General features: G+C 67.5%; 24 protein-coding genes. 9 read left to right on the plus strand and 15 right to left on the minus strand.

From position 1 onward, the window contains the following. Positions 1-1,060: 1,060 nt before the first annotated feature. The 6 genes from dnaB to ABH929_RS02125 all read right to left on the minus strand — a co-directional run bounded on the left by dnaB (position 1,061) and on the right by ABH929_RS02125 (position 6,303). Positions 1,061-2,425, minus strand: coding sequence for a replicative DNA helicase (gene dnaB / locus ABH929_RS02100; RefSeq protein ID WP_111083664.1), 1,365 nt, complete (start codon positions 2,423-2,425; stop codon positions 1,061-1,063). Positions 2,426-2,921: 496 nt separating this feature from the next. After that, the gene (rplI, locus tag ABH929_RS02105; protein ID WP_111083665.1) at positions 2,922-3,374 is read right to left on the minus strand and encodes a 50S ribosomal protein L9; all 453 of its coding nucleotides are present in this window, start codon (positions 3,372-3,374) and stop codon (positions 2,922-2,924) included. A gap of 14 nt (positions 3,375-3,388) precedes the next feature. After that, on the minus strand, positions 3,389-3,646 hold the full coding sequence (gene rpsR, locus ABH929_RS02110) for a 30S ribosomal protein S18 (RefSeq protein ID WP_017887834.1): 258 nt from the start codon (positions 3,644-3,646) through the stop codon (positions 3,389-3,391). A gap of 50 nt (positions 3,647-3,696) precedes the next feature. Beyond that, on the minus strand, positions 3,697-4,284 hold the full coding sequence (locus ABH929_RS02115; protein ID WP_123311310.1) for a single-stranded DNA-binding protein: 588 nt from the start codon (positions 4,282-4,284) through the stop codon (positions 3,697-3,699). A gap of 3 nt (positions 4,285-4,287) precedes the next feature. Next, positions 4,288-4,671, minus strand: a complete 384-nt coding sequence (gene rpsF, locus ABH929_RS02120; protein ID WP_111083667.1) for a 30S ribosomal protein S6 — start codon at positions 4,669-4,671, stop codon at positions 4,288-4,290. A 192-nt stretch (positions 4,672-4,863) separates the two neighbouring features. Then, complete coding sequence (locus tag ABH929_RS02125; protein WP_263055260.1) at positions 4,864-6,303, minus strand: CCA tRNA nucleotidyltransferase; 1,440 nt, start codon at positions 6,301-6,303, stop codon at positions 4,864-4,866. A gap of 110 nt (positions 6,304-6,413) precedes the next feature. Here ABH929_RS02125 and ABH929_RS02130 point away from each other — a divergent pair, with 110 nt between their 5' ends. The 7 genes from ABH929_RS02130 to ABH929_RS02160 all read left to right on the plus strand — a co-directional run bounded on the left by ABH929_RS02130 (position 6,414) and on the right by ABH929_RS02160 (position 15,881). Further along, positions 6,414-10,538 carry a DUF6049 family protein gene (locus tag ABH929_RS02130; RefSeq protein ID WP_404559975.1) on the plus strand — a complete coding sequence of 1,375 codons (4,125 nt, stop codon included), beginning with the start codon at positions 6,414-6,416 and terminating at the stop codon, positions 10,536-10,538. Between the two features lie 83 nt (positions 10,539-10,621). Then, complete coding sequence (gene trxB, locus ABH929_RS02135) at positions 10,622-11,608, plus strand: thioredoxin-disulfide reductase (RefSeq protein ID WP_111083668.1); 987 nt, start codon at positions 10,622-10,624, stop codon at positions 11,606-11,608. A 75-nt stretch (positions 11,609-11,683) separates the two neighbouring features. Continuing rightward, positions 11,684-12,010: a thioredoxin gene (gene trxA / locus ABH929_RS02140; protein ID WP_017887828.1), complete on the plus strand. Its 327-nt coding sequence runs from the start codon at positions 11,684-11,686 to the stop codon at positions 12,008-12,010. Positions 12,011-12,171: 161 nt separating this feature from the next. After that, positions 12,172-13,476, plus strand: coding sequence for a PLP-dependent aminotransferase family protein (locus tag ABH929_RS02145; protein ID WP_123339332.1), 1,305 nt, complete (start codon positions 12,172-12,174; stop codon positions 13,474-13,476). Positions 13,477-13,536: 60 nt separating this feature from the next. Continuing rightward, complete coding sequence (locus ABH929_RS02150; RefSeq protein ID WP_263054952.1) at positions 13,537-14,499, plus strand: D-alanine--D-alanine ligase; 963 nt, start codon at positions 13,537-13,539, stop codon at positions 14,497-14,499. A gap of 159 nt (positions 14,500-14,658) precedes the next feature. Next, a complete protein-coding gene (locus ABH929_RS02155) occupies positions 14,659-15,297 on the plus strand; it encodes a ClpP family protease (RefSeq protein WP_404559976.1) in 639 nt (212 codons plus the stop codon). After that, positions 15,294-15,881 carry a ClpP family protease gene (locus ABH929_RS02160; protein ID WP_263054950.1) on the plus strand — a complete coding sequence of 196 codons (588 nt, stop codon included), beginning with the start codon at positions 15,294-15,296 and terminating at the stop codon, positions 15,879-15,881. The genes ABH929_RS02155 and ABH929_RS02160 overlap by 4 nt, the downstream gene beginning before the upstream one ends. A gap of 11 nt (positions 15,882-15,892) precedes the next feature. On the opposite strand, the gene ABH929_RS02165 is transcribed toward ABH929_RS02160, so the two are convergent. From ABH929_RS02165 to rpmH, 9 genes are all read right to left on the minus strand, one after another. Continuing rightward, entirely contained in the window at positions 15,893-16,201 is a 309-nt protein-coding gene (locus ABH929_RS02165) for a helix-turn-helix domain-containing protein (RefSeq protein ID WP_263089314.1), read from the minus strand. Between the two features lie 179 nt (positions 16,202-16,380). Next, positions 16,381-17,346 carry a ParB/RepB/Spo0J family partition protein gene (locus ABH929_RS02170; protein WP_404559977.1) on the minus strand — a complete coding sequence of 322 codons (966 nt, stop codon included), beginning with the start codon at positions 17,344-17,346 and terminating at the stop codon, positions 16,381-16,383. Further along, positions 17,346-18,239 (minus strand): ParA family protein, encoded by an 894-nt coding sequence (locus tag ABH929_RS02175; RefSeq protein ID WP_276582658.1) that lies wholly within the window; start codon positions 18,237-18,239, stop codon positions 17,346-17,348. Before ABH929_RS02175 ends, ABH929_RS02170 begins: the two co-directional genes overlap by 1 nt. A gap of 81 nt (positions 18,240-18,320) precedes the next feature. After that, positions 18,321-19,001: a 16S rRNA (guanine(527)-N(7))-methyltransferase RsmG gene (gene rsmG, locus ABH929_RS02180; protein ID WP_404559978.1), complete on the minus strand. Its 681-nt coding sequence runs from the start codon at positions 18,999-19,001 to the stop codon at positions 18,321-18,323. Beyond that, a complete protein-coding gene (locus ABH929_RS02185) occupies positions 18,998-19,498 on the minus strand; it encodes a R3H domain-containing nucleic acid-binding protein (protein WP_263054948.1) in 501 nt (166 codons plus the stop codon). Before ABH929_RS02185 ends, rsmG begins: the two co-directional genes overlap by 4 nt. Beyond that, positions 19,499-20,467: a membrane protein insertase YidC gene (gene yidC, locus ABH929_RS02190; RefSeq protein WP_123292941.1), complete on the minus strand. Its 969-nt coding sequence runs from the start codon at positions 20,465-20,467 to the stop codon at positions 19,499-19,501. 8 nt (positions 20,468-20,475) lie between these two features. Continuing rightward, positions 20,476-20,856: a membrane protein insertion efficiency factor YidD gene (gene yidD, locus ABH929_RS02195; protein ID WP_165901008.1), complete on the minus strand. Its 381-nt coding sequence runs from the start codon at positions 20,854-20,856 to the stop codon at positions 20,476-20,478. Then, complete coding sequence (gene rnpA / locus ABH929_RS02200) at positions 20,853-21,203, minus strand: ribonuclease P protein component (RefSeq protein WP_123937122.1); 351 nt, start codon at positions 21,201-21,203, stop codon at positions 20,853-20,855. The genes yidD and rnpA overlap by 4 nt, the downstream gene beginning before the upstream one ends. Before the next feature lie 47 nt (positions 21,204-21,250). Further along, positions 21,251-21,388 carry a 50S ribosomal protein L34 gene (gene rpmH / locus ABH929_RS02205; RefSeq protein WP_022889115.1) on the minus strand — a complete coding sequence of 46 codons (138 nt, stop codon included), beginning with the start codon at positions 21,386-21,388 and terminating at the stop codon, positions 21,251-21,253. A gap of 517 nt (positions 21,389-21,905) precedes the next feature. On the opposite strand from rpmH, the gene dnaA reads away from it, so the two are divergent. Both dnaA and dnaN read left to right on the plus strand, forming a co-directional pair. Further along, entirely contained in the window at positions 21,906-23,360 is a 1,455-nt protein-coding gene (gene dnaA, locus ABH929_RS02210; protein WP_111083682.1) for a chromosomal replication initiator protein DnaA, read from the plus strand. A 407-nt stretch (positions 23,361-23,767) separates the two neighbouring features. Beyond that, the gene (gene dnaN / locus ABH929_RS02215; RefSeq protein ID WP_111083683.1) at positions 23,768-24,913 is read left to right on the plus strand and encodes a DNA polymerase III subunit beta; all 1,146 of its coding nucleotides are present in this window, start codon (positions 23,768-23,770) and stop codon (positions 24,911-24,913) included. Positions 24,914-24,943 lie beyond the last annotated feature (30 nt).

Here is a 24,943-nt window from a genome sequence, read left to right on the forward strand (position 1 = left end):
CGCTCGATGTCGGCGAAGAGCGTAGTGCCCTGGGCCTGTCCCGCCTTCAACCATCGCAGCGGCGAACGGGTGCTCCACAGAACACCCCCACACAGTTGTAGGACCTTCCGCATTGGTCGCGAGAGTCCCGACCGCGGGCGACAGGGTCTGGCCAGGTTCCATCACAGAGCGGAAGACGGGAACCAGTGGTTGAATGCGTCCGGAACCACCTGCGGCATCGCCTCGAGCTGCTTGCTCCTGCTGTGCTCCTCGCCGCCCATCGCGACGTCCCTCGTCTGTCCGCCGCGACAGGACAAAAAACGCGAGGCAGTCAGCCTCACCGCAACGGAAGCAGGGACACGATGTCCCTTCGATTCACCTCGGTCCCGATGCAAAACGGACAGTTCATCTGGCGTTTGCACTCATCGGAGAACGAGCTCGTCGCTCGGGCAGGGACCGGGTTCGAGACGTTTCTCAGCGCTCAGCGAGCAGCGTCGGCTTTCAAAGCCATCTCTTCAAGCGTGCGGTTCGTGGTCTACGTCAACGCAGTCGGCGAGTGGCGTTGGCGGGCATGCCGTTCCCAAATCAACCTTGCGCGTTCAGGCACCGCATTCCCAACGAGAGTCACCGCTGAACGTGCCGTTGCGCGCGTGCGGAACGACGCCGGCTCGGCAACTGGCGCCTGATCGCTAGCACTCCTGACCCAGGGCTGCCCCGCAGTGGTCGGCACCGAAAGAGCTCCCCCACCCACGCCCTCAATCGGCGAGGGTTGTTGTCTTCAGGAAGCGGTCCGCGGCCTGTCGTCAGGCCGCTTGGCGCGCTAGGCGTCTTCGGGGGATCTGTCGTTCACATCCGCGCCCGCAGATTCGGCCTGCGCCCGTATCTACGCAAAAGGCGCAGTCCTGCCCAGCCCACTGCCGCGACGAGGATGGTCAGGTGACCAAAGGGCGTCTCGGACCCACGCCAGGAGCGCCCCGTCGTACACAGCGCGTTGCTCATTGATCTTGTCGCCCAACGGCCTCAGCGACAGATTCCGTGAGCACGCGACGGCCTCCGTGAACAGTCACAGCGACACAAGACCCTACTGCGGCATGTCCACGAACCGCGAGAACATCCCGTGGAACGCCACGGTGATCGTGTCCGTCGGCCCGTTGCGGTGCTTGGCGACGATGAGGTCGGCCTCACCCTGCCGCGGGTTGTCCTTCTCGTACGCCGACTCACGGTGCAGCAGGATGACCATGTCGGCGTCCTGCTCGATCGACCCGGACTCACGCAGGTCGGAGATCGCCGGCTTCTTGTCGGCACGCTGCTCGGGACCACGGTTCAGCTGGGACAGCGCGATGACGGGGACCTGGAGTTCCTTCGCCATGAGCTTCAGTGCACGCGAGAACTCGGAGACCTCTTGCTGGCGGCTCTCGACCTTCTTGCCCGACGTCATCAGCTGCAGGTAGTCGATGACGACGAGCTTGAGGTTGTGTTGCTGCTTGAGTCGACGGCACTTGGCGCGGATCTCGACCAGCGTCATGTTGGGGGAGTCGTCGATGAAGAACGGGGCGTCGTTGATGCGCCCACGGGTCTGCGCGATGGTGGTCCAGTCGCGCGAGTCCACGGTGCCCTTGCGCATGTTCTGCAGCGGCACGCTGGTCTCGGCGGACAACAGACGCATGGCGATCTCGGCGCGACCCATCTCGAGCGAGAAGAAGGCGGCGGTCTGGTCGTGCTTGATCGCGGCGGCGCGGCACAGGTCGAGCGCGAGCGTGGACTTCCCGAGGGCGGGTCGAGCGGCGACGATGATCAGCTGTCCGGGGTGGAAGCCATTCGTCAGGCCGTCGAGCTGTGCGAACCCGGTCGGAACACCGGTCATCTGGCCGTCGCGCCCCTTGGCGGCCTCGATCTCGTCGAGGGCGGCGGAGATGGCATCGGTCAGGGGGACGTAGTCCTCGGTCTGCACGCCGCCGGCGACGTTGTAGACCTCGGCCTGGGCGCTGTTGACGAGGTCGGTGACCTCACCCTCGGACGCGTAGCCCATCTGCACGATGCGGGTACCGGCGTCGACGAGGCGACGGAGGACTGCCTTCTCGGCGACGATGCCGGCGTAGTACCCGGCGTTCGCCGCGGTCGGCACCATGCTCGTCACGCTGTGCAGGTACTCGGCGCCACCGCCACGGGAGAGCAGACCGGTCTTGGTCAGCTCGTCGGTGACCGCGATGACGTCGGTGGGCTCGCCGTGCGAGTAGAGCGACAGGATCGCGTCGAAGATGACCTCGTGCTTGGGGACGTAGAAGTCCACACCACGAGCGGTCTCGATGACGTCGGCGACGGCGTCCTTCGACAGCAGCATGCCGCCGATGGTCGACTGCTCAGCCAACAGGTCGTGCGGCGGGGTGCGTTCCATGCCGCGCTCCGCGTACTCCTGCGGTGCGGGCTCAAGATGCGCGATCGACACACTCTCTCCTCTGTTGAACGACGCAGGGCCGGACACGATGGTCCGACACCCGCAACGACTTTTTACCCCCAGCGACCGACATCCCCGAGTCGCTGGGCCAAGCTACGGCCGCAGAGTTATCCCCAACAAACGGACCTGTGGATAACTCTGTGGACGAACTGCGGAACACGCCGGGATGCTGTGTGGAGAAGTGTGGATGAACCTGTGGAAAGCGAGGCATGGGAACACACTTTCGACCGCTTGACCAGGGGTTTTCTCGTTCACACCGTGTGTGGAAAAGTGGGGTTCAAGTACGCCTTGAAGGTTCCGATTTGACACGTTTCCACTGTGTAAAACGACTTGACAAGAGCCCCTCCTGTGGGAAGTGTTCTCGGTTCGTTCCCAGCAAGCCGGACCGCGCCTGAGAGGTAACCAGCCAGCCAAGCCGAGCCCGCCAACGCAACGACGGGCGGGCCTCCCGAAGGAGACCCGCCCGTCGTGGAGCGGAACGTCAGTGCTACTTGGCAGCGACGACCTTGAGCGAGATCACGGCAGTGATGTCCTCGCGCAGACGCACGGTGGCCTCGTGGTCACCAACGGTCTTGATGGTCGCGGGGACCTCGACCTTGCGCTTGTCGAGCGAGCCGACGCCCTGCGCCTGGACGGCGTCAGCGACGTCGCCCGGACGGACGGAGCCGAACAGACGACCGTCCTTGCCGGCCTTGACCGCCAGGGAGATGGTCGCGTTCTCGAGCTTCATCTTGAGGTCCTGTGCCTCTTCGATGGTGGCGAGCTCACGCGCGGTGCGCGCGGCACGGATCGACTCGACCTGCTTCTCGCCGCCCTTGGACCACGCGACAGCGAAGCCCTGGGGGATGAGGTAGTTGCGGGCGTAGCCGTTCTTGACGTCGACGACGTCACCAGCGGAACCGAGGCCGGAGACCTCGTGGGTGAGGATGAGCTTCGACATGTGTCGACCTCCGATCAGCGGCCGGAGCCGGCGTAGGGGAGGAGCGCCATCTCACGGGCGTTCTTCACGGCACGGGCGATGAGGCGCTGCTCCTGGACGGAGACGCCGGTGATGCGACGGGCGCGGATCTTTCCACGCTCCGAGATGAACTTGCGAAGGGTCGCAACGTCCTTGTAGTCGATGACGCCGACCTTGATCGACTTCGCGGGGGCGGCGTTCTTGCCGCCCTTGCCGCGAGGCTTCCGGCGGTCGCCGGTGCTCTTTCCAGCCATAGTGATTTGTCCTTAGAAGAAGAGTTGTGTGTCCGTCGGGACCAGGAGGATCAGAACGGGGTCTCGTCGTCGAAGTTGCCGCCGGGGGTGCTCCACACGTCGTTCGACTGTGCGTTGCCGCCGCCCTGCTGGCCACCCTGCGGGGACCACGGCTCGTCGGACTGGCCACCAGCGGAGGCGTTGCCGCCACCGTTGTTGTTCCAGCCGCCGTTGCCGCCGCCCTGCTGACCGCCGCCGTTGCCGCCGCCGACCTGGCCACGACCGCCGCCGCCACCCGCTGCGCGGGTGATCTGTGCGGTCGCGTACCGGAGCGACGGGCCGATCTCGTCGACCTCGAGCTCGATGCTCGTGCGCTGCTGACCCTCACGGTCCTGGTAGGAACGCTGACGCAGACGGCCCTGCGCGATGACGCGCGAGCCCTTCGTCAGCGACCCCGCCACGTGCTCGGCGAACTCCCGCCACACACTCGCGCGGAGGAACAGCGCGTCGCCGTCCTTCCACTCGTTCGCCTGACGGTCGAACGTGCGAGGCGTGGAGGCGATGGTGAAGTTCGCCACTGCGAGCCCGTTCTGCGTGTAGCGCAGCTCGGGGTCCGCGGTGAGGTTGCCCACCACCGTGATGACGGTTTCGCCGGCCACGGGTTACTCGGCGCTCGCGGTCGCGGTTGCGGAGGCGTTGGCAGCCTTGCGGGCTGCGCGTGCCTCGTCGCGCTGCTTCTGGGCGGCGACCTGCGCGATGCCCTCTTCGGCGCGGAGGACCTTCGTGCGGAGCACGGCCTCGGAGAGACCGAGCTGACGGTCGAGCTCCTTGGCGGCCTCGGGCGAGGACGTGAAGTCGACGACGGCGTAGATGCCCTCGGACTTCTTGGCGATCTCGTAAGCGAGCCGGCGACGGCCCCAGACGTCCACGTTGTCGACGGTGCCACCGTCGTTGCGGATGACAGCGAGGAACTTGTCCAGGCTGGGAGCGACGGTGCGCTCATCGATCTCGGGGTCGAGGATCGCCATCAGTTCGTACTGGTGCATGCGGAACCCACCTCCTCTGGTCTCAGCGGCCCCGGGCAGTTCCCGGGGCAGGAGGGTTGATGCATGTGCCACAGCGCGCAGACACGCGCCGGGCAACCTGCACAGACTACCCGACGGCCTGGAGGCGCGCCACCGGTCTGTGCAGAACCGTCGCGTCCGTCCGGCGGTCGCGTCCAGTGCGCCGGCGTCGCCTCAGGAGCCGGTCGCGCCCCGCGCGGCCCACCAGTCGCGCAGGCGCGCCTCGGCTGCGTCGGCCCCGAGCGGCCCGTCGTCCATCCGCGCCTCGAGCAGGAAACGGTAGGCCTCACCCACGGCGCGCCCCGGCGGGATGTCGAGGATCCGCATGATGTCGTCGCCGGTCAGGTCGGGCCGGATCGACTCCAGCTCCTCTTGCTCGGCGAGGACCTTGATGCGGTCCTCCAGGTCGTCGTACGCGAACGCCAACCGGTCGGCCTTGCGCCGGTTCCGGGTGGTGACGTCCGAGCGGGTCAGCTCGTGCAGCCGCTCGAGCTGCGGGCCGGCGTCGCGGACGTAGCGGCGGACGGCCGAGTCGGTCCAGGCGCCCTCGGTGTACCCGAAGAACCGCAGGTGCAGCTCGATCAGGCGGGACACCGCGGCGATCGTGTCGTTGTCGAAGCGCAGGGCCCGGAGCCGCTTCTTCGCGAGCTTCGAGCCGACCAGGTCGTGGTGGTGGAAGCTGACGGCGCCGCCGGGCTCGAGCTTGCGCGTGGCCGGCTTGCCGATGTCGTGCAGCAGTGCCGCGAGCCGCAGCACGGTGTCCGGGGCCTCGCCCGCGTGCCGCTCGGCCTCGTACCCGATCGCCTGTTCGAGCACCGTCAAGGAGTGCTCGTAGACGTCCTTGTGGTGGTGGTGCTCGTCGATCTCGAGCCGCATCTCGGGCAGTTCGGGAAGGAACCGCTCGGCGAGGCCGGTGTCCACGAGCAGTCGGATGCCCGGCACGGGGTCGCTCGTGTTGAGCAGCTTGACGAGCTCGTCGCGCACCCGCTCGGCGGACACGATGTCGATGGAGTCGACGAGGTCCTCCATCGCGGCGCGGACGTCGTCGTCGACGGTGAACCCGAGCTGCGAGGTGAACCGCGCTGCCCGCATCATCCGGAGCGGGTCGTCGCGGAACGACACCACGGCGGCCTGCGGGGTGCGGAGGCGGGCGGCCAGCAGGTCCTCGACACCGCCGTGCACGTCGACGAGCTCGCGCGCCGGCAGCCGGAGCGCCATCGCGTTGACGGTGAAGTCGCGGCGGAGCAGATCGTCCTCGATGGTGTCGCCGAACGCGACCTCGGGCTTGCGGGTCTCGCCGTCGTACACGTCGCTGCGGTAGGTGGTGATCTCGACCTGCTCGCCACCGACCCGCGCGGCGATGGTGCCGAACTGGCGGCCGACGTCCCACGTGGCGCTCGCGATCGGTTCGACGATGCGCAGGATGTCGTCCGGACGGGCGCTCGTCGTGAAGTCGAGATCGGTGACGGGGCGACCGAGGAAGGCGTCCCGCACGGGTCCGCCGACCAGGGCCAGCTCGTGTCCGGCGTCGGCGAAGGCCCGAGCGAGGAGGTCGACGGGCTCGGTGGTGGCGAGTGCGTCGAGTCGTTCGACGGCCTGGGCAACGGACTGCATGACGGTGCTCATCCTCCCAGATCGAGGCCCCGAGTTCTCCACAACCCCGCGCGCACGGGACCTGTTCATGGTCACGCCTCATACACTCGTGCTCGGCCCGAACCGACCCCGTGGCCCGCTTCCGTATGCACATCCTCCGCACCACGCTCGCCGCAGCCGCGTCGACCCTCGTCGCGCTCGGCCTGGTCGTCGCGCCCGTCAGCGCCCCGCACGCCGATGCTGCGACGGTCTCGTCGGCCAAGACCCACCTCGCTGATCCGGCTGCTGCCGATGCGGGCAAGGCCACGATCTCGGTCGCCCCCGCCAACCGTGGGATCGTGCAGCGCGACCAAGACCTCACCCTTTCGGTGACCGTCACGAACGACACCGACACCGCGCTGCCCGCCGGCACCGCCGAGTTCGACATCTTCCGTTCCGTGAGCACGCGGGACGTCCTCGCCGACTGGCTTGCCGACACCACCACGACCGGTTACCTCGGCGCCCCGATGGACTCGGTGGACATCCCGGAGGTCCCGGCGCACCGATCGGTCACCATCGACTCGGTCGAGATCGTCTCGGGCAACGTGGCACTCGGCGGGTACTCCTCGTTCGGTGCGCGACGCATCGCGGCCGAGTACACGGCCGGTGAGACCTTCGCCGTCGCCCGCTCCGCGATCACCTGGTACCCGGACTTCGAGCAGGTGCCGGTCAGCGTCTCGGTGGCGATGCCGGTGACGGTCCCGAAGTCCACCGACGGCATCCTCAGCGCGGCCGTCCTGGCCGCCGCGACCTCGGTGGACGGCACCCTCACGCAGCAGCTCGACGCCGCCGAGGACCACAACGTCGCCGTCGCGGTCGACCCCCGCATCATCGCCTCGATCCGGATCCTCGGCGAGAACGCGCCGTCCGCGGCGACCGCATGGCTCCAGCGCCTCGAGTCCCTGCGCAACGAGACCTTCGCGCTGTCGTACGCCGACGCCGACGTCACCGGGCTGCGCCAGGCCGGGTCCGATGGCATCCTCGCTCCGATCTCGCTCGACCAGTCCGTGAAGACCGAGAACTTCCCCGGCGCCGAGACTCCCGCACCGACCCCGACCGCGACGCCCGGCCAGACGACGACCCCGAGCAGCACCGCGTCCCCGAGCGACGACGCCACCACCGACGCCGGCTCGGGCGAGACCACGGAGACGCTGCCGACGACCGAGCAGCTGCTGGACTTCCCGTACTCGATGGACTCCATCGCATGGCCGGCAGAGGGCACCGTGACCGCGGCCGACCTCACGGCACTGCAGCGGGCCGACAAGGACACCACCATCGTCTCGAGCGGGAACACCTCCGCCGGCGCGAACGCCACGGTCTCGGCGTCGGAGAAGATCGGTGACGACCACGTCCTGGTGTCCGACCAGTCGATGTCGTCCCTCCTGCGTAAGGCCGCGACCGCACCGGACCGCCAGAGCTGGTCGTCGGCGATGTCCGAACTCACGGCGACGCTCGCCACTTCGGCGCGCGACGGCACCGCCACGGGGCCGATCCTGCTGACCCTCGGTCGCGACTGGCCCTCGGACTCCGCACGCCTCAGCCAGACCCTCGACGCCCTCGAGGGCACCGCCTGGGTGGCGCCCTCCGACCTCTCCACGGCGTCGAACGCCGTCGCCGGGTCACTCACGCTCAACAGCGCGTCCACCGGGGCCGGCCGCATCGCACAGCTCAAGCGCCTGGTGCAGGGTGAACAGGGGCTCTCCGCGTTCGCCACGATCCTCGACACCCCCGCCGAACTGACCGCACCCGCACGCCTCCGGCTGCTCGCCATCGCGTCGAACGCGTGGCGGGGGGACAACGACGGGCTGACGGCCGCCGTCGACGCCCGCACGGCCGCCTGGGCGAAGCAGACCACCGAGGTCGGGATCGTCGACTCGAGCAGCCTGACCCTGCTCGGCGACCGGTCCTCGCTGCCGGTCTCCATCCGCAACAGCTCCGACTACCCGGTGACGGTGCACCTGGCCGTCCAGCCGTCGAACTCCGCCCTCCGGGTCGTCCGCAACGACATCGTCGTCGAGATCCAACCGGACTCGTCGACCCGAGCGACCGTCCCCGTGCAGTCGGTCGCGAACGGCAACGTCGAGCTGACCATGTCCCTGTCGAGCCCGACCGGCGTCGCGATCGCCCAGCCGGCCACCGTCGAGCTCAACGTCCAGGCGCAGTGGGAGACGGTCATCACCGCCGCCGCAGCGGTCGCGCTGATCGCGATCTTCGGCTTCGGCATCTTCCGCAGCATCCGGAAGCGCATCCGTCGTCGCAACGGCGAACTCGACGACGAGGACGACGACGACCCCAACCGCCCGCTCGCCGTGCAGCCGGGTGCGCCCGGCGCGCCCGCCTCGCCCGCGGGATCGGTCGCCGGACCGGGAGGCACGGATCACCGCGCCGAGGCACCCACCGCGTTCGCCGTGGCCGGCTCCGGCACGGCCGCTGTCGCGGCTCCTGGTGGCGACCGCCTGCAGGACGCGATCGCCCGTGCCGGGGCCGAACCGGGCCTCCCGTCCGACGCCCGTACCAGCCGCGTCGCGGACGCCCGCGACCCCGAGGAGCCGACCATCAGCGCCACCCAGCCCCAGCCCGACGTCGACGCGGAACCGGTCGCCGAGCGCAACCTGGGGCGTGCGAGTGCGATGCTCGCGGCGGGGACGATGGTGAGCCGGATCCTCGGTTTCGCCAAGACCTTCGTGCTCGCCTACGCCATCGGGCAGAACGCGAGTCCCTCTGCGAACGCGTTCGCCGTCGCGAACCAGCTGCCGAACAACATCTACGCGCTCATCGCGGGTGGCCTGCTGTCGGCCGTGCTCATCCCGCAGATCGTCCGCGCCATGAAGAACGGCACCGACGGCGGGCAGGCCTACGTCAACAAGATCGTGACGCTCGGCGGGTCGGTCTTCATCGTCATCACGATCGTCGCGACCGCACTGGCACCGCTCCTGGTCCGCCTGTACACGACGTCCTCGGACACCAGGGGTCCTGCTGCGACCGACCTCGCCGTCGCCTTCGCGTTCTGGTGCCTGCCGCAGATCCTCTTCTACGCGATGTACTCGCTGCTGGGGGAGGTGCTCAACGCCAAGCAGGTCTTCGGACCGTTCACCTGGGCGCCGCTGCTCAACAACGTCATCGCCATCGCCGGGCTCGTGGTGTTCATCGCCCTCTACGGCAGCGGCGGCAGCGCCGTCGACGACTGGACGCCGGCGAAGATCGCGCTCCTCGCCGGCAGCGCCTCGCTCGGTGTGTTCGCCCAGGCGGCGTTCCTCCCGCTGTTCTGGAAGCGTGCAGGGCTGTCGTTCCGACCGGACTTCCGGTGGCGCGGCGTCGGCCTGAAGTCCACGGGCACCGCTGCCGGATGGCTCTTCGCGATGATCCTGGTGACGCAGGTCGCCGGCATCGTGCAGTCATCGGTCGCGTGGAAGGGTCAGGGCGACGGACCCGGCAACGCGGTGCTCGGCAACGCGTGGCTCATCTTCATGCTGCCGCACTCGATCATCACGGTCTCCATCGCGACGGCGTACTTCACCCGGATGAGCCACGATGCTGCACGCGGCGACCTGGCATCGGTCCGTCGCAACCTGTCGCTGTCCCTGCGCATCGTCGGACTCTTCACGGTCTTCGCGTCGGTGGCGCTGGTCGTCGTCGCGGTGCCGTTCGGCCGGCTGTACGAGGGCACGTTCGAGAGCGCGCTGCAGGTCGGCGCCGTCCTGGTCGCCTACATGCCGGGCCTGGTGCTGTTCAGCATGTTGTTCATCATCCAGCGCGTGTTCTGGGCCATGCACGACCACCGGACCCCGTTCCTGATGCAGTGCATCCAGTCCGTCCTGTTCGTCATCGGTGCCCTCGCGGTGTCGACGTTCCCGACCTCCGTGATCGGCATCGGTGTGGCCGCGTGCACGACCCTCGCCGGGACCGCGCAGACGATCGTCGCCCTCGTCCTGGTGCGCCGCAAGCTCGGCAGCATCGAGGGACCGGTCGTGACCCGCTCGCACGTGCAGTTCGTCATCGCGGCGCTGATCGCCGGCGTGGTCGGCCTGTTGGTCGTGAACTTCTTCGGGGCGTTCTCCGCAGCCGGGTTCGCGATGTCCGACCGCACCGGGGCACTCATCACCATCGTCCTGACCGGCGCCGTCATGGTCCTCGTGTACTTCGGGGCGCTCGTCGTCGCCAAGAACGGCGAGATCAAGAACGCCGTCGGCATGGTGAAGAGCAAGCTCGGTCGCTGACCGCACGCTTCCCGGACGTCGCGGAATGCCGCGCCGGTACGATGTGTTGACCCGGTCAGCACGCAACGGAAGGGCAGTCAGGCATGCGCCAGCTCATCATCATCGGTTCCGGTCCGGCCGGGTTCACCGCCGGCATCTACGCCGCGCGCGCAGAGCTCAAGCCGCTCATCGTCGCGTCCAGCGTCGAGACGGGCGGGGAACTCACCAAGACGACCGAGGTCGAGAACTTCCCGGGCTTCCCCGAGGGGATCCAGGGACCCGACCTCATGATCAAGATGCAGGAGCAGGCCGAGAAGTTCGGCGCTGAGGTCCTGTACGACGACGCTGTTTCCGTCGACCTCACCGGCGACGTGAAGAAGGTCACCGTCGGCTCCGGCGAGACCTACGAAGCCCTCGCGGTCATCTACGCGACCGGTTCGGCGTACCGCCACCTCGGCATCGCCGACGAGGAGCGCCTCTCGGGCCACGGTGTCTCGTGGTGCGCGACCTGCGACGGCTTCTTCTTCCGTCAGAAGAACATCGCCGTGGTCGGCGGTGGCGACTCCGCGATGGAAGAAGCGACGTTCCTCACCCGCTTCGCTGACAAGGTCACCGTGATCCACCGCAAGGACACCCTCCGTGCGTCGAAGATCATGCAGGACCGTGCCCACAACGACCCGAAGATCGAGTTCGCGTGGAACAAGGAGGTCATCGGCATCCAGGGTGACTCCGCTGTGACGGGCGTGACCCTCAAGGACACCGTGGACGGCACCGAGAGCGAACTCGCCCTCGACGGCCTGTTCATCGCGATCGGCAACGACCCCCGCGTGCACCTCGTGCACGGTCAGCTCGAGCTCGCTCCCGAGGGCACCATCGCCGTCGAGGGCCGAACGTCCAAGGCCGTCGGCGTCCCCGGGGTCTTCGTCGCCGGTGACGTGCTCGACCACACCTACCGCCAGGCCATCACGGCCGCCGGTTCCGGTGCGGTCGCCGCGCTCGACGCCGAGAAGTACCTCGCCGACCTCGAGGACACGCTGACCGACGCTGCTGCGGGCGAGACCCCGGTCGAGCCGGTCACCATCTCCGCCTGACCCGTACGGCCCCGGAATGCCGGGGGCCCGTCCGCGGTTCCACACCCAGTACCGACTTCTCACGAAAGGACACCCATGTCCAACGCAAAGGCTGTCACCGACGCCACCTTCTCGGACGAGGTCCTCAAGTCCGACAAGACGATCCTGGTCGACTTCTGGGCCGAGTGGTGCGGCCCGTGTCGCGCCGTCTCGCCGATCCTCGACCAGATCGCCGAAGAGCACGCCGGCAAGATCGAGATCGTGAAGCTCAACGTGGACGACAACCCCCAGTCGGCCATGAACTACCAGATCACGTCGATCCCGGCGATGAAGGTCTTCAAGGGCGGCGAGGTCGTCAAGACCGTCATCGGCGCCAAGCCGAAGCCCGCGCTCGAGGCCGACCTCGCCGAGTTCCTCGCGTAGGTCGCACCAGCACCACCGAACGCCCCGTCCTCGTCCTGCTCAGCAGACGCGGGCGGGGCGTTCGCATGCCACCCGTTGCGGATCGGCCCCCGCCGCGGAGCCCGGGTTTCCGGGGTCGATGTCGTAGTGTGGCGGGAATGTCTCACTGATCGGAGCACGGTATGACGAACGGCAACAGCCTCGACCCCTGGTACGACTCCTACGCTCAGCGCACCGCCGGGCTGAGCGCCTCCGAGGTCCGAGCCCTGTTCGCCGTCGCCTCGCGCCCCGAGGTGGTCTCGCTGGCCGGCGGCATGCCGTTCGTCTCCGCGCTGCCGAGAGAGCTCGTCACGGGCTCCCTGGACCGCGTGATGAACGAGCACGCGGCCATGGCGCTGCAGTACGGCGGCGGACAGGGTCTGCGGTCCCTCCGGGAGCACATCGTGGACGTCATGAGCCTCGAGGGCATCCGTGCCAGTGCCGAGGACGTCGTCGTGACGACGGGTTCGCAGCACGCGCTGGACCTCGTCACGCGGCTGTTCATCGATCCGGGCGACGTCGTCCTCGCCGAGTCCCCGTCCTACGTCGGTGCGATCGGTGTGTTCCGGTCGTACCAGGCCGAGACCGTCCACGTGACGACCGACGAACTCGGGCTGGTGCCCGAGGCGCTGCGCGAGGCGATCGCGAACCTGCGCACGCAAGGGAAGCGGATCAAGTTCCTCTACACGATCCCGAACTTCCACAACCCCGCCGGCGTCACCATGAGTCGGGAGCGCCGCATCGAGGTGCTCGACATCTGCCGGTCCAACAACATCCTGGTGCTCGAGGACAACCCGTACGGGCTCCTCTGGTTCGACGAGCCGGCACCGCAGGCGATCCGTTCCATCGACGAAGAGGGTGTCGTGTACCTGGGGTCCTTCTCGAAGACCCTCGCACCCGGCTTCCGCGTCGGTTGGGCGCTCGCACCGCACGCGATCCGCGAGAAGCTCGTGCTCGCCAACGAGTCCGCCGTCCTCGCCCCGAACTCCTTCGGGCAGTACGTCGTGAACGCCTACCTGGACGCCGCGGACTGGAAGGGTCAGGTCGACACCTTCCGGGGCATCTACGCAGAGCGCCGTGACGCCATGCTGTCCGCACTGGGGGAGTTCCTGCCGGACCTGTCCTGGACGAAGCCGAACGGTGGCTTCTTCGTCTGGCTGACGCTCCCTGAGTCCCTCGACTCGAAGGGCATGCTGCCACGCGCCGTGAAGGAGCTCGTCGCCTACACGCCGGGGACGGCCTTCTACGCGGACGGCCGTGGCGGCGGGCACATCCGTCTGTCGTTCTGCTACCCGACCCCCGAGCAGATCCGCGTCGGCGTGAAGCGGCTCGCCAACGTCGTCAACGACGAACTCGAGCTGATCGAGACGTTCGGCCCGACGACTCGGCCGAACAGCGTCGTCCGCGAGACGTCCTCGGTCAGCGCTCCGCCGCCGAACATCTCCTGATCAGCGCTTTTCCGCGGTGCGTGGCCTACCAGCACCGTCGTTCCACACCGGAGGATCCCCATGGCTGAGCTCACTCGTCGTCACGTCGTCGTCGTCGCCGGAGGGATCTCACACGAACGTGACGTCTCCCTGCGCTCCGGGCGACGAGTCGCCGACTCGCTGACCGGGTACGGCTGGCAGGTCGACCTCCGCGACGCCGACGCGCTGCTGCTGCCGGCCCTCGCCGAGTCCCGCCCGGATGTCGTGTGGCCGGCTCTGCACGGCGCCTCCGGTGAAGACGGGGCCCTGCGGGGCATCCTGGAGGCGGTGGACATCCCGTTCGTCGGCTCACGTTCCACGTCGGCCCGGTTGGCATGGGACAAGCCCACGGCGTCAGCGCTGGTCGCGCGGGCAGGCGTCCGCACTCCTCGATCCGTCACGCTGTCCCACGACGTGTTCCGTGAACTCGGCGCCGTCGGGGTGCTCAAGGCCATCGCGGGGGAGCACCCGGTCCCGCTCGCCGTGAAGCCGGCACGCGGCGGCAGCGCGCAGGGCGTGACACTCGTCGATGACGTCAACGACCTGCCGCGTGCCATGGTCACGGCCTACACGTACTGCGACGACGTTGTGGTCGAGCAGCTCATCCGCGGTACCGAGGTCGCTGTCGGCATCATCGACACGGGCGACGGGCCGGTGGCGCTCTCCGCCGTCGAGATCGTTCCGCGGAACGGCATCTACGGGTTCGAGGCGCGGTACAACGCGGGGGAGACGACGTTCTACACGCCCGCTCGACTGTCTGACAAGTTCGCGACCGCTGCAGCCGACGCCGCCGTTGCGGCACACGCAGCCCTCGGCCTCCGCCACCTGTCCCGTGTGGACCTCATCATCGACGGCGCCGGAACGCCGTGGTTCCTCGAAGCCAACGTGCTCCCGGGTCTGACCGAGACATCCCTGCTGCCGCAGGCACTCTCCGCATCCGGTTTCGATCTCGGGTGGACGTACGCAGAGCTCGCCGAACAGGCGATCCGCGACCACCACGCCTGATCCGTACGCTCCCACGTTCCGTGTTCCACGTGGAACACGTGCGTTCGCAAGCGTCGATGTTCCACGTGGAACGTCGACACCCGCGCTTCGCTGCTGAGAGCTGATCTGCTCTGAGCAGCATCGGATGCGTCTGATCATCTGCCGGCGCACGGTGGACGCATGACCGATACACCACCCCCCGCAGCCTTCACGACCGAGCACCGGCGTGCCCTTCTCGACCAACGCGTGCTCGTACTCGACGGCCCACTCGACGACGACAACGGCACCGTCCTCATGACGCAGCTGGTACAGCTCGCGACGGCGGACCCCTGGAACGACATCGCGCTCTGGATCCATTCGCCCGGAGGCTCGGTCCCGGCGATGCTCGCACTGCGGGACCTCATGAGAGTGATCCCCAACGACGTCAGCACGCTCGCGTTCGGGATCGCCTGCAGTGCGGGCCAGTTCCTGCTGTCCTCGGGTACTCCTGGCAAACGGCGAGCACTGCCACACAGCCGGATCCTGATGCACCAAGGATCAGCGGGGATCGGGGGGAGTGCGGTGGACGTGGCGCTGCAGGCAGACCACCTCCGTGACACCCGCGACACCGTGCTGGGACTCATCGCAGCGGACACCGGGCAGACGGTCGACCGCATCTTCGAGGACTCGCTGCACGACCACTGGTACTCCGCGCAGGAAGCCCTCGACTACGGGTTCGTCGACGTGATCGTCGAGGACTTCTCGGTGATCCGGCCCCAGCAGCCCCGCTCCACGGTGACGGGCTTCGGCGGATCCGCGGCAGGGGAGGGAGACCGTTGAGCGCGTACACGATCCCGAACGTCATCGCGCGGGATGCTCGCGGCGACCGGGTCCTGGACGTCTACTCGCACCTGCTCACCGAGCGGATCATCTACGTCGGTACCGCGATCGATGCTGGCGTCGCCAATGCCCTCATCGCGCAACTCCTGTTCCTCGAGTCAGACAACCCGGACTCGGACGTCCAGCTCTACGTCAACTGCGACGGCGGCGACCCGAGTGCCATGCTCGCCGTCTACGACACCATGCGGTTCATCCGCCCCGCCGTCGCGACCACCTGCGTCGGACAGGCAATCGGTGTCGGAGCCGTCCTGCTCGCCGCGGGCGCCGAAGGAAAGCGATCGGCCCTGCCGCACGCTCGGGTGGTGCTCCACCAGCCCGCTGCTCAGGGACAGGGGGCAATTCCCGAGCTCATCCTGCAGGCCGACGAGGTCGTCCGGATCCGGGCCGAGATCGAGGACTTACTCACCCAGCACAGCGGCCAGAGTGTCGACCGACTCCGAGCCGACACGGATCACGATCGCGTCTTCACGGCCCGTCAGGCCCAGCAGTACGGGCTCGTGGACCACGTGATCACTCGACGCTGACTGGCGAAGCGTCACGCTGCGAGAACGAACGCGCTCCGCACTTGTTCGCCACCGGTACCTGCCGAACGTGCTCGCTCGCGAAGCTGTTCTGCTGCCGATGCGGTCAAGTCCAGCAACGAGCTCTCGAGTGCGCCCGCCACGGCTGCCAGCATCTCGCTCGAAGGCTCCTTCCGCCCCCGTTCCATCTCCGACAAGTACTGCGGCGACACCCCTGCACGGCGAGCGACGTCGTGCAGGGTGTCCCCGCGGCCACGGCGACGAGCGCGGAGTTCTTGACCGACGACGTCACGCCAGAGCGGCTCGGGATTCCGGAATCTCATGATTTGAGCTTTGCAGTGTTCCACGTGAAACGTCCGGCCTTCCCGTTCGCTGCTCGTGAACTTCGATCAGTCGAACCGCTCCGCGCCCCGTATCGGGTCGAATTCTCCCTCGGTGGCACCGACACCCGTACCGGGCCTGCGAAGCCCCCTACGGGCCGCACAGCGCCGTCGGCGAGCCGTCAGGACGAGACGTCGCTGATCCCGAGCTCCGACAGGATGCGATTGAGGTCGTCGCCGTTCGCGAAGTCGATGGTCACGGAGCTCTTCCGGGCACCCACAGCGATCTTGACCCGTGTGTTCAGGCGGTCACCGATGCGCTCAGCAAGGTCGTTGAAGTGCGCCTGGTTCTTGGAGGGCTGCGGCGCGGTCTTCGGCGGAGTCTTCGTGGCCAACTGCTGCGCGATCGCTTCGGCAGCACGAACGGACAGGTCCTCGTTGACGATCTTCTCGGCGAGGTACTCCATCGCCTCGGCGTCGGGCGCAGCAAGGATCGCGCGGGCGTGACCGGCCGAGAGTACGCCGGCGGCGACTCGTCGCTGCACGGGGGAGGGGAGCCGCAGCAGACGGATGGTGTTGGTGATCTGGGGACGCGATCGGCCGATGCGCTGACCGAGCTGTTCCTGCGTGATCCCGAAGTCCGCCAGGAGCTGCTGGTACGCCGAAGCTTCTTCGAGCGGGTTGAGCTGCGCCCGGTGCAGGTTCTCGAGCAGGGCGTCCCGGAGCATCGCGTCGTCCGGCGTCTCCTTGACGATCGCCGGAATCGTTGTGAGCCCGAGCTCCTTGGTCGCCCGGAGGCGCCGCTCACCCATGATGAGCTCGTACTGCGGCTCCGTCCCCACAGCCCCGGGGATCGGGCGGACCACGATGGGCTGCAGCACACCGATCTCACGGATAGAGTGGACGAGCTCCTGCAACTCTTCTTCGCGGAACTCCTTGCGGGGCTGCTGCCCGTTCGGGATCACGTCCAGCGGGTTGAGGTTCGCGAGTCGGGCTCCCGGAACGGCGACGAGTTCGTCCGCGGTGGGTACCGACGCCGGCGACCCACCGGTCGGGAAGAACACATCGACGGGGCGGTCCTGCTGGTCCGTCGCCGTGGGGATGAGCGCGCCGATGCCGCGGCCGAGTCCGGTTCGCTTGGGTGCCATCAGTCTTGCGCTCCTCGTGCTGCGATCTCGGCGGCCGCTTCCAAGTAGGAGAGCGACCCGGTGGAGTTCACGTCGTACGCGACGACGCTCTGTCCGTAACTCGGCGCTTCACTCACCCGAACGGACCGGGGGATCATCGCCTTCAAGACCTGGTCACCGAAGTGCTCACGCACGTCGTTCGCCACCTGGTTCGCCAGGTTGGTCCGACCGTCGTACATGGTGAGCAGGATCGTCGAGACCCGGAGGTTCGGGTTGAGATGCCGCTCGATGAGCTCGATGTTGCGCAACAGCTGGCTGAGTCCCTCGAGCGCGTAGTACTCGCACTGGATGGGGATCAGGACTTCCTGCGCCGCCACGAACGCGTTGATCGTCAGGAGACCAAGGGACGGCGGGCAGTCGATGAAGACGTAGTGGTACGGCTCGTCCAGCGACTGGAGGTACAGGTCGAGCGCCGTACGCAGCCGCTGCTCTCGCGCGACCAAGGAGACGAGCTCGATCTCAGCACCCGCCAGGTGGATCGTCGCCGGGACGCACCAGAGGGTGTCGGACTCGGGGGACCGCTGAACGGTGTCGGCCATCGCAGCCTCGTCGACGATGACGTCGTAGATGCTCGCGACTTCAGCCTGGTGGTCGACGCCCAGGGCCGTCGACGCGTTGCCCTGTGGGTCGAGGTCGATCACGAGCACCCGTGCGCCACCGTGGGCGAGCCCGGCGGCCAAGTTGACAGTCGTCGTGGTCTTCCCGACGCCGCCTTTCTGGTTCGACACGGTGATGATCCGCGTCTTCGGGGGCAACGGGAACTGCTGCGTCGCGATCGCACGGCGCCGGCGGTTGAGATCGGCGATCTCGCGAGCAAGCGGAGTCGACGCGTCGTAATCGGTCGATGAGCTCAACGAGTGCCTCTTCCCCGGTTCGATGTTTCACGTGAAACGTGGAGCAGCAAGGGATCAGTCGTCCCGATCCGAGCCGCAGGGTCAGTCAACTGTAGCCCGGAAGACGCGCGTGGTCTCTGCGACCACACCGTCCCCGAGCTCGAGGACCTCGACGTCCGAGAGGTGCTGGCGCAGGATGACCTTGCGTGCCTTGTCGATCTCGTCGTCGACTCGCGCACCCTTCATCAGGATGAGCTGCCCGCCCGAGCGGACGAGTGGAACCGTCATCGGGACGAGCTTCGACAATGCACTGACGGCGCGCGCCGTGACCTGATCGACCACGATGTCGTCAGACACGTCCTCGGCGCGGCCGCGGACCACCGTCACGTTCGACAGTCCGAGCCGGCTCGCCTCACGGGTGAGCCAGTCCACTCGACGCTCCATCGGCTCGATGAGCGTGAAGTGCACGTCCGGACGGGCGATCGCGAGCACGAGACCGGGCAGTCCTGCACCCGAGCCGACGTCGGCAACCCGGCCACGGGCCTCCAGGAGGGGCGCAAGCAATGCAGAGTTGAGGATATGTCGAGTCCAGAGTCGAGGCAACTCGAGCGGGCCGATCAGGCCCAGCTCCTCGCCCCGGCGAGCCAGCTCGTTCGTGAACGACCGAGCCGTCTCGATCTGATCGCCGAAGAGCGCGGACGCAGCTGCAGGCTCAGCCTCGAGCACCGGAGCAGCGTCCGAAGGTGCGGGAACGGAGGCCGAGGACACCGACTCGTCCGTCATCGGGTGACGACCGTGTGGCGGTCCCGACCCTCACCCTCGGACTCCGAGTGGAAGCCCTTCTCAGCGACGAGGTCGTGGACCAGCTTGCGCTCGTACGATGACATCGGGGGGAGTGCTGCGGACGACGATCCGGCTTCGATGCGCTCGACGGCGGTGTCGACCAGTCGCTGCAGCTCGTCGGCACGAGCATCACGGGAACCGCCCACGTCGAGGATGAGCCGACTGAACTCGCCCGTCTCGGCCTGGACGGCGATGCGGGTGAGTTCCTGCAGGGCCGTGACGGTGTCCGGCTTCGAGAGGACTCGGAGCGCCTCGCCGTCGTCGGTGACCGACAGGTAGACGCGACCGGCGCGCTCCTCGATCTCGATGTCTCCGTCGAGGTCGCAGATGTCGAGGAGTTCCTCGATGTAGTCCGCCGCGATGTCGGCCTCGTCACGGCCGTCCTCGTCCGGGACCGCGGTGGTGTCGACGGCTGCGGCGGTGTCCTGCTCGGTCACTTACTTCTTCCCGTTCTTCTTCGAGCGCTGCTTGCCGACCGGCTGCGAACGCTGGGTGGTGACGCGCACGGCCTCGATCTCGGCGGCGCCAGCACCGGCACCGGCCTCGGCGAGCACCGGGTTCGCGATCCCGCGACGCTGGGCCTTCTTGGCCAGGCGTGCCTCTCGTGCCAGGGCCGCCTCGGAACCGGGCGTCGGCATGCTGCGGATGACGAAGTACTGCTGCGCCATCGTCCAGACGTTCGAGGCGAGCCAGTAGAACATGACGCCGAGCGGGAAGCTCAGACCCGAGATCACGAAGACCAGCGGGAGGATGTACAGCATCATCTTCTGCTGGCGGTACATCGGCGACGCCTTGGTCTCCGGCGACATGTTCTTGGCGACGAGCTGCAGCTGCGTGATGAACTGCGAGGCCGTCATGACCACGATCATGAAGCCGGCGATCGCACGGACCTCCCACCCGGAGGCGTTCGTGAACGTCTCGTGCAGAGGAGCACCGAACAGGGCCGCGTTGCCGAACGATGCCGCGAGGTCGTTCGTGAGCAGGCCGATGCCCGTCTTGTTGATCTGCGCTTCGTGCAGCACGGAGTACAGCGAGAAGAAGATCGGCATCTGCAGCAGCAGCGGCAGGCAGGAGCTCAGCGGGTTGGTGCCCGTCTCCTTGTAGAGCGCCATGGTCTCGCGGCTCATGGCCTCACGCGAGAACTGGTCCTTCTTGCCCTTGTACTTGTCCTGGATCTTCTTCAGCTGCGGCGCGACCTCGAGCATACGGCGCTGCGACTTGATCTGCCGCACGAAGATCGGGATCAGCGCGGCGCGGACCACGAAGGTCAGGAAGATGATGGAGAGGACCCAGGTGATACCCGCGCCCGGGTCCATGCCGATGCTCTCGAAGATCCAGTGGAAGCCGACGAGGATGGCGGAGACCACCCATTTGAGCGGCCAGAGGATCGTACCGATGATGTCCATGGGGACGACTACGCCTTTCGAGTGCGCTGGGGGAGCAGGACCGGCCGGGCCGTTCCGACCGCGGGGTGCGGCTGCTGCGGGATCGGCGCGAGGACGAACCCGAACCGGTTGACGACGAACGGGCGACGACGTTCCGTGACGTCGTCGATCCCGCCTGCAGCCCAGGGGTTGCAGCGAGCGATGCGCCAGGCGCCCATCGCGGATCCGCGGACGACGCCGTACTGCTGGATCGCTTCGAGGGCGTACCGGGAGCACGACGGGTGGTACCGGCAGACGTTGCCGTACAGCGGGGAGATCACTGCACGGTAGGCGCGGAGCACGACGACGCACGCGTTGCGTGGGAGCAACGCGGCGACCCAGGCCAGCCGGGTCCACAGAGTGCGGTTCATGCTGCCTTCTCCACCCCGCGCGCGAAGGAGCGCACGACGTCTTCGAGCAGGGTAGGCCATCCGGCCTGCGATGCGGCTGGCAGTGCGCGCACCACCACGTCGTACCCCACGGGGGAGTCGGCGAGGATGCCGTGCGCGATCGCCTTGAGCCGCCGCCTGATCAGGTTCCGGGTCACGGCGTTGCCCACCGTCTTGGCGACGATGAACCCGAACCGCGACGGTCCGGTGGGGTCCGTCGAGCGACGGACCACGGACACGACGACGTGCGCCGTGGCGCTCTTGCGACCACGACGCACGACGTTCCGGTAGTCGTCCCCGCGGACGATGCGGTTGGCGCTGGCCAACACTGCGATGCCGGGGTCAGACCGAGGACCGGATCAGGCGGTGAGCCTGATCAGGCCGAGAGCTCGGTGCGGCCCTTGGCGCGACGCGCCGACAGGATGGCGCGGCCGGCACGCGTCCGCATGCGGAGGCGGAAGCCGTGCTTCTTGGCGCGGCGACGGTTGTTCGGCTGGAAGGTGCGCTTGCTCATGATCTCTCCACACGGCTGCTCGCGGCGAGCCGTCACGTATGTATGTGTCATCGCTCGGTGTCGAACGACGCAGATGGGCGCGACCAATCGGCCGCAGTCAACTGGTTAACGGTACGTGACAGCAGCGAGCAGGTCAAACGCCGATCAGGCCGGCCTCGGTGCCGGAGGCGTCGAGGACACCGCTGCAGTCCATTCTCCACATTGGGGACAACTTCCGTTCGGTGCGACCCGGCCCGGTCCTTTACAGTGGGGTCATCGATCGGCCCCGCGCCCCGGTACGACAGGGAAGTACTCCTGTCCGACGGATCCGGGCGGTCGTGGACAACACTGTGGACAACCCTGTGGGAACACGCGCGGTACGAGGCGTCGACGAAGCCCCCGAGACCCCGTCGAACCGCCGGCGCACGACACGGTCCGCTGAGCGCCACACCCCGCGGCACTCCGGCACGTCCGACCCAGCAGGACGCACCCCGGTCCGGCACCGAACGCACGACACACACCTGGAGACGAGCGCGACATGACGATGCCGGCCGACCCCGTCGAGGACCTCTGGTCATCCGTACTCGGAATCCTCAGCGAAGACCCCCGCATCACGCCGCAGCTCCACGGGTTCCTCAACCTGGTCGAACCGAAGGGCGTCCTCGCCGGCACCCTGTACCTCGAGGTCCCCAACGACCTGACCCGCGGCATGCTCGAGCAGCGGATCCGCATCCCGATCACCGAGGCCGTCGCCCGCATCGGTGACGACTCGGTCGCGAACTTCGCCATCACGGTGAACCCCGACATGGCGTCCGAGCCGCGCGTCGACCCGAACGTGCCGGAGTACGCCGAGCCCGTCCAGGAAGCGGTGGAGCAGAGCGCCGCACCCCGCCAGTACATCGAGGCACCCTTCGTGCCGAGCCAGATCGACTCCCCGGGCACGAGCGGCCGGCCCGAGTCGCGGCTCAACCCGAAGTACAACTTCGACAACTTCGTCATCGGCTCGTCGAACCGCTTCGCCCACGCCGCAGCGGTCGCGGTGGCCGAGGCTCCGGCGAAGGCCTACAACCCGCTCTTCATCTACGGCGACTCCGGACTGGGCAAGACCCACCTGCTCCACGCCATCGGGCACTACGCCGAGAGCCTCTACCCGGGGATCCGCGTCCGGTACGTGTCGAGCGAGGAGTTCACCAACGACTTCATCAACTCGATCGCGAACAACCGCTCGAACCAGTTCCAGCAGCGCTACCGCGACATCGACATCCTGCTGATCGACGACATCCAGTTCCTGCAGGGGAAGGACTCCACGCAGGAGGCCTTCTTCCACACGTTCAACACGCTGCACGACCACAACAAGCAGGTCGTCATCACGTCCGACGTCGCACCGAAGCACCTGACCGGCTTCGAGGACCGCATGCGCTCCCGCTTCGAGTGGGGTCTGATCACAGACGTCCAGGCGCCCGAGCTCGAGACGCGCATCGCGATCCTCCGCAAGAAGGCGCAGTCCGACCACCTGCAGGTGCCGGACGACATCCTCGAGTTCATGGCCTCGAAGGTGTCGAGCAACATCCGCGAGCTCGAGGGGACGCTCATCCGCGTCACGGCGTTCGCGAGCCTGAACCGGACGGCCGTCGACATGGCCCTGGTGCAGACCGTCCTCAAGGACCTGATCACCCTCGACGAGGACAACGTCGTCGCGCCGACGGACATCATCAACCACACCGCGGAGTACTTCAAGCTCTCCGTCGACGACCTGTACGGCTCGTCCCGCTCGCAGGCGATCGCCACCGCCCGGCAGATCGCGATGTACCTGTGCCGCGAGCTCACGAGCCTGTCGCTCCCGAAGATCGGGCAGCTGTTCGGCAACCGCGACCACACCACGGTCATGTACGCGAACAAGAAGATCACCGAGCTCATGAAGGAGCGGCGGTCGATCTACAACCAGGTCACCGAGCTCACGAGTCGCATCAAGCAGGACCGCCGCTACCGCTGAGATCGGTACGTCCCCGGGCGCATCCACCATCTGAGACGGTTCCATGGGCCGGAGTTCTCACAGTGTGGATAGCCTGTGGATAACTGTGGAGGACACGCCGCCCGGTTGTTCACAGCGAGGGGGCCTCCTGTGGAAACTGGGGGTGGAAGTGGATAGATGAGATTCATTCATCCCGACGTCGCCCACAGACCGCCCACAAGTCACAACCGTGTAGTTCCCTACGGCCGACCGGCATGCACAGGGTTATCCACAGTGTGCACAGGCGTTAACACCATTACTCCTGGTTAACGATCCATCTCCGCGGGACAACCTTGTGGACGGCGGCATGACAAGAAATCCGGCCCACGTCCGCCTGTGCCAGAATGGGGCGGCCGGACAGTCCAAGCCGATCGACAGGGGTTCCAGCTGTGAAGTTCGAGGTCAACCGGGACGTCTTCTCCGAAGCCGTCTCCTTCGCGGTGAAACTCCTCCCACAGCGCACGACCCTCCCGATCCTGTCGGGCGTCCTGATCCACGCCGACGGCGATCGTCTGACGCTCTCGTCGTTCGACTACGAGGTCTCCGCGCAGACGTCCATCTCGGCGCAGATCGACGACCCGGGCACGGTCCTGGTCAGTGGTCGCCTGCTGAACGACATCGCGAGCCGACTGCCGAACGCTCCGGTGACCTTCACGACCGAGGACTCCAAGATCTCGGTCTCCTGCGGATCGGCGCACTTCACGCTGCTGTCCATGCCGGTCGAGGAGTACCCGACGCTGCCCGAGATCGGTCCGCAGACCGGTGTCATCCCCGGCGACGCCTTCTCCGAGGCGGTGTCGCAGGTCGCCGTCGCAGCGAGCCGCGACGACGTCACCCCCGTCATCACCGGTGTCCAGCTCGAGGTCGGTGACAACGACCTGTCGCTCATCGCCACGGACCGGTACCGCGTGGCCGTCCGCACCATCGCGTGGGACTCCGGCCGCGTCGGCTCGGACCCGTTGCACGCGCTCGTCCCCGCCCGCACCCTGCAGGAGGTCGGTCGCACCTTCGGGTCGGCGTCCACCGTCTCGGTCTCGATCAGCGGCAACTCGGACCGTGAGCTCATCGCGTTCCACGCCGACGACAAGACGGTGACCTCCCTGCTCATCAAGGGCAACTACCCGCCGGTCCGCCGGCTCTTCCCCGAGAACGTCAACGACCACGCGGTGATCAACACCGCCGAGCTGGTCGAAGCCGTCCGACGGGTCTCACTCGTCCTGGAGCGCGAAGCAGCGCTCCGGTTCTCCTTCACGGTCGACGGGCTCACGCTCGAGGCGATCGGATCCGAACAAGCGCAGGCGTCAGAGTCGATCAGTGCGTTGCTGACCGGAGAGGAAACGGTGGTCTCGCTGAAGCCCGCCTTCCTCCTCGACGGACTGAACGCGGTGCACTCCGAGTTCGTCCGCATCTCCTTCACCAAGACGGAGAACCCCAACAAGCCGGGCCCGGTGCTGATCACCGGCCAGACTTCGCAAGAGGCTGCCGCGACCGATGGATACCGGTACCTGCTGCAGCCCAACCTGCTGCTGCGATAGGCGCAACAGGAACACTGCGCTGACGCACCA

The organism is Curtobacterium sp. AB7 (genome assembly GCF_044909335.1).
Classification (GTDB): Bacteria; Actinomycetota; Actinomycetes; order Actinomycetales; family Microbacteriaceae; genus Curtobacterium.